The 4048-nt window shown below is 68.1% G+C and carries 4 protein-coding genes and 1 pseudogene; 2 read left to right on the top strand and 3 right to left on the bottom strand.

Annotated features, from left to right (window positions below; all coding sequences use genetic code 11):
• Window positions 1-144 precede the first annotated feature (144 nt).
• Window positions 145-489: a hypothetical protein gene (locus ACWD68_RS41550; RefSeq protein ID WP_451811663.1), complete on the bottom strand. Its 345-nt coding sequence runs from the start codon at window positions 487-489 to the stop codon at window positions 145-147.
• A gap of 191 nt (window positions 490-680) precedes the next feature.
• Here ACWD68_RS41550 and ACWD68_RS41545 point away from each other — a divergent pair, with 191 nt between their 5' ends.
• Entirely contained in the window at window positions 681-2471 is a 1791-nt protein-coding gene (locus ACWD68_RS41545; protein WP_451811662.1) for an RNA polymerase sigma factor, read from the top strand.
• Here ACWD68_RS41545 and ACWD68_RS41540 read toward each other — a convergent pair.
• Window positions 2470-2577: pseudogene (locus ACWD68_RS41540) on the bottom strand (IS481 family transposase); the annotation flags it as partial. The gene ACWD68_RS41545 and the pseudogene ACWD68_RS41540 sit on opposite strands and share 2 nt — an antisense overlap.
• 99 nt (window positions 2578-2676) lie before the next feature.
• The gene (gene map, locus ACWD68_RS41535) at window positions 2677-3459 is read right to left on the bottom strand and encodes a type I methionyl aminopeptidase (protein ID WP_451811661.1); all 783 of its coding nucleotides are present in this window, start codon (window positions 3457-3459) and stop codon (window positions 2677-2679) included.
• Window positions 3460-3525: 66 nt separating this feature from the next.
• On the opposite strand from map, the gene ACWD68_RS41530 reads away from it, so the two are divergent.
• A complete protein-coding gene (locus ACWD68_RS41530) occupies window positions 3526-3828 on the top strand; it encodes a helix-turn-helix domain-containing protein (protein WP_451811660.1) in 303 nt (100 codons plus the stop codon).
• Window positions 3829-4048: the final 220 nt, after the last annotated feature.

The following is a 4048-nucleotide window of genomic DNA, read 5'->3' as shown; positions in this document are numbered from 1 at the left end:
GGTGAGACACGGCTCACCCGGGCAACGGCGCAGCTGGGGTGATTCGTCGAAGTACCCCTGGTATGCGGTGGTCCTCTCTAGCATGGGATGCCGGGTGGGAACCCGGGCGGGGGAGGGGCGTATGAGGACTGGGGGGAACCGCTGTCACAGGCCTGTCGTGTCTGTGGGGGAGGCGGGTGGGGGAGTCGCGGGTGGGGGCGCTGCTTCTGAACGCGCTGACAGTTCCGCCGCGTGCGTCGTCTGTGTCAGTTCGACCAGTTGCCGAGCGGTCAACTTCCCTGCGACGTGGCCGTGCTTGAGCAGCCAGCGCTGCTGGCGCTGTGCGGGTGCGAGCGCCCAGCGGGACACGGCTCCCACGATCTTCCCGCCGAGGCCTGCCACCAAGGTGACCAGGACGGCGAGTGCGAGCCCACGCTGGCCGTGCCAGACACTCAGAACCGCGAGGGGCGCTCCCGCGGAAACCGCCAGCGCACGGGAGAAGGCACTCATCGGGACCACCCACCGGCGACGACGGGACGACCGGGCGTGGAACGCCCTCCTGTACGGAACATGGGTGCCTCCTCGGGCTCGGGGCCGTACGGAGGGTCAGGCCGGGTCCGGCGGATTTTTCCCGCGTCCCGAGCAAGATTCTTCAACAGGCTTTCCCCGATTGCCGTTTCCGCAGCTCACGGAGGTGCGTGATGAATGAGCAGGCCGCTCGTCACGCACTGGCCGACGAGTCGGACGAGGAACTGCTGCGCCTTCTGGTGCGGTACCCGCATCCTGCCGCCCGGGCCGACGTCTATGCCGTGATCGCGGAGCGCCACCGTCCCGTCGTCCTGCGATTCGTCGCCGGCCGGGTGGAAGCCGACGACGCGCCGGACATCGTGCAGGACACGTTCGTCGATGCCTTCCGCTACTTCGACCGCTATACGTCGCTGGGACCGCCGTACCAACTCGAGGCCTGGCTGGTCGAGGTCGCCCGGCGCCGGGTGCTGAAGTACTGGTCGCGAGGCCGCAAGGAGCGCCCGGGCCTGGCCGACGGAGCGGTCGAAGAGCTGAAGGAACGCGAACGCGTCGTCGAGGCGGGCCACGATCTTGTCCGCCTCGAACGGGTCCATCGGCTCCTGGGAACGGTGTTCGAGAGTCTCGATGAGGACCAGCGGGACCTCTATCGGCTGCGGAACCTCGGAGGGCTGACGGGACGGGAGATCGCGGCCCGCAAGGGCGAGGACCCCAACGTCGTCAGCAAGGCGTGCACCAAGCTCGACAAGCTGGTGGCCAGGCGGTTCCACGTCCTGCTGCTGGTCCGGGACGGCGGGACCCGCTGTGCAGCGCTCGGTGAGCTGCTGGCGGACCACGAGCGGCAGAACGGCCCTGGCTACACCGCGGCCCTGGCCGAACGCGTGGTCGAGCACTACAGCACCTGCCGGACCTGCGGCAACTGTTCCGCGTGCCGCACCACTCAGCAACGGCTCATCTGGCAAGCCGCCCCGGTCGCCATTCCGGTCATCCTGGCCGCCGCCTTCCGCGAGCGCGTCGAGCTGGCCCTCCAAGAAGTCGCCAACTCCGCGGGCGTACCCAGCCATTCACCTCAACCGCCGGCCTCGCCACCCGGACCTCCGGACGGCCGGCCGCCGGGCAAGGGCAGGACGATCCGTCGGCGGGCCGTCCGGACCGGAGCGGCCGTGGCCGTGACGACCGTCCTTGCCCTGCTCGCACTCCGCGCTCTGAACGCGGGCGCGGCGCCGAATGGCGCTCCGGACCAGCGGGCCGCGGCGGCGTCCGCCCTTACCTCCGCGATGCTCAAGCAGAGGCTGGTCGCCTTCGACATCAACGCCAGGCCCCCGGGCGACCCGAACTTCTTCGTCGGGCAGGGCCGGCTCGACATGAGCCGAAAACCGGTCAGAGCCGCGACACATGTGCTGTACGACTACGGCGAAGGCCACAACTGGACTCCGCCGGACATCGTGCTGGTCGACGGAAGCGCGTACGTCACCCCGGACAACACACCGGCCGTCAAGGGCGCCGGAGCCTACGGGGCCACCAAAGTCGTGCCCGTCACCGACACGGTGACCGACCTCTCCGTCCGCAACGCCCTGGAAGCTCAGTGGCTCGCGCAACCCGCGGACCTCTCGGCGCTCATCGCGAAGGCCTCGGGGTTCACCGAGAAGAAGGAGAAGGGCAGTGGACCGACTCTCCGCGGCACAGCCGCCTTGAGCGACCTGGCCGCCGATCCGACGGTGGGAGCCTTCTACCGCCCCTACCTCAAGACCTCCCCGTCCGGAACGGCAACCTTCACCCTGACCACCAACTCCCGCCACCTGCCGACGTTGTTGACGCTGAACATCCCGGTCACCCGCACGGACGGCTACGAGGGTGAAAAGCCCGTCGACACCTTCAGCATCACCTACAAGAACTGGGCCGACGGCAAACCCATCACCGCAACGGACCCGGACAAGCCGACCCCACAGTGGGGCGACACGGCCTGAGCACGCGCTCGACGGTGACGCCGGGATCTGCAAGCCATTGGACGGCGCGGTGCAGTGCGTGGGTCGCGGTGATGGCGGTCTCGTCGTCGTGGATCTCGGTGTAATCAGTCCACCGGTCACGGTCGATGGGCGAGAGCCGGTTCAACCGTAGCGGTCCCGCGATGTGCGATGCGGTGCTTGGAGAGGAGGAACACGGGCTCCGAGTTCACGGCTGCGCTTGCTTCGGCAAGGTGAGGATTTCGGCTCCGTCGTCGGTGACGGCGATCGTGTGCTCGCTGTGTGCTGTCCGGCAGCCTGTCGCACTTCGGAGCGTCCACCCGTCGGCATCCGTGACGAGTTCGGCGGTGTCCGCCATGACCCACGGCTCCAGTGCCAGCAGCAGCCCAGGGCGCAGTTTGTATCCACGGCCAGGCCGTCCGGTGTTCGGAACGTGCGGGTCCTGGTGCATCGTTGATCCGATGCCATGACCTCCGAACTCGGTGTTGATCGGGTATCCCGCCTCGCTGAGGACCGTGCCGATGGCATGGGAGATGTCGCCGATGCGAGCCCCCGGCCCGGCAGCGGCGATCCCTGCGGCCAGCGCGCGTTCGGTCGCACTGATCATCGCGACGCTCTCCGGGTGCTTCGCGTCGCCGACGATGAAGCTGATGGCGGCGTCGGCGGCGACTCCGCCTTGGGAGACGGCGAGATCGAGTGTCAGCAGATCACCGTCGGCAAGCGTGTAGTCGTACGGCCGTCCGTGGAGCACGGCATCGTTGACGCCCGTGCAGATGTAGTGGGCGAAAGGGCCCCGTCCGAAGGAAGGCTCGTAGTCGACGTAGCAGGACTGCGCTCCAGCCTCGACGATCATGGCTTTGGCCCACCGGTCGATGTCCAGAAGGTTCGTGCCGATCGTGCTACGGCTCTTCAGCGTCTGCAGGATGTCGGCGACCAGGGCGCCCGTGTCCTTCGCTCGGGCCAGTCGGGTGGGGTTCAGGATCTCGATCATGCGGCGCCCTTCTCATGCAGCCAATAACTATACCGGCCAAACTATACCGGTACTAGAATCGGAACCATGGTCAGGTTGCCGCTCACTCCCGCAGAGGTCGAACGCGGACAGCGCCTCGGCGCCCTCTTGCGTCGGGCCAGGGGAGAGCGCTCGATGCTCGCTACCGCGCTCGACGCACGTGTCTCACCGGAGACCCTCCGGAAGATCGAGTCGGGCCGCGTGGCCACCCCTGCCTTCCCGACCATCGCGGCGATCGCCGATGTTCTCGGCCTCTCCCTCGACGCGGTGTGGGCCGAGATCAGCCAGCCCGAACGTGGCGTCAGACCGGCCAACGCCGGTCACAACGCACGTGAGCGGTTGATCTCGTAGGTCTCGATCCCGCAGCTGCGCCGGAGGCGTCGACAAGAGGGAAGGCACGGGTGGCTTCACCTGGGACTTCTCGGTCCGCGTAGTTCCCGGTGGCTAGAAACCGAGCCGCGGCGGCCTGCTGCGCCGCTACCGGGATTCATTCGCAGTGCCCCGGCGTTCACGCCGGGGGTGAAGCGAATCTGATGATGGCGACGCGGAGCGTCGCCGCATCTGGCCCGGC

Source organism: Streptomyces sp. NPDC005141 (genome assembly GCF_053599975.1).
The sequence above is the reverse complement of the archived record's forward strand: the minus strand, read 5'-3'. Positions and strand labels throughout refer to the sequence as shown.

Excerpts from the sequence above, each read along its gene's own strand:
- ACWD68_RS41550 (WP_451811663.1), bottom strand. The coding sequence starts at position 489 with ATGAGTGCCTTCTCCCGTGCGCTGGCGGTTTCCGCGGGAGCGCCCCTC.
- ACWD68_RS41545 (WP_451811662.1), top strand. The coding sequence starts at position 681 with ATGAATGAGCAGGCCGCTCGTCACGCACTGGCCGACGAGTCGGACGAG.
- map (WP_451811661.1), bottom strand. The coding sequence starts at position 3,459 with ATGATCGAGATCCTGAACCCCACCCGACTGGCCCGAGCGAAGGACACG.
- ACWD68_RS41530 (WP_451811660.1), top strand. The coding sequence starts at position 3,526 with ATGGTCAGGTTGCCGCTCACTCCCGCAGAGGTCGAACGCGGACAGCGC.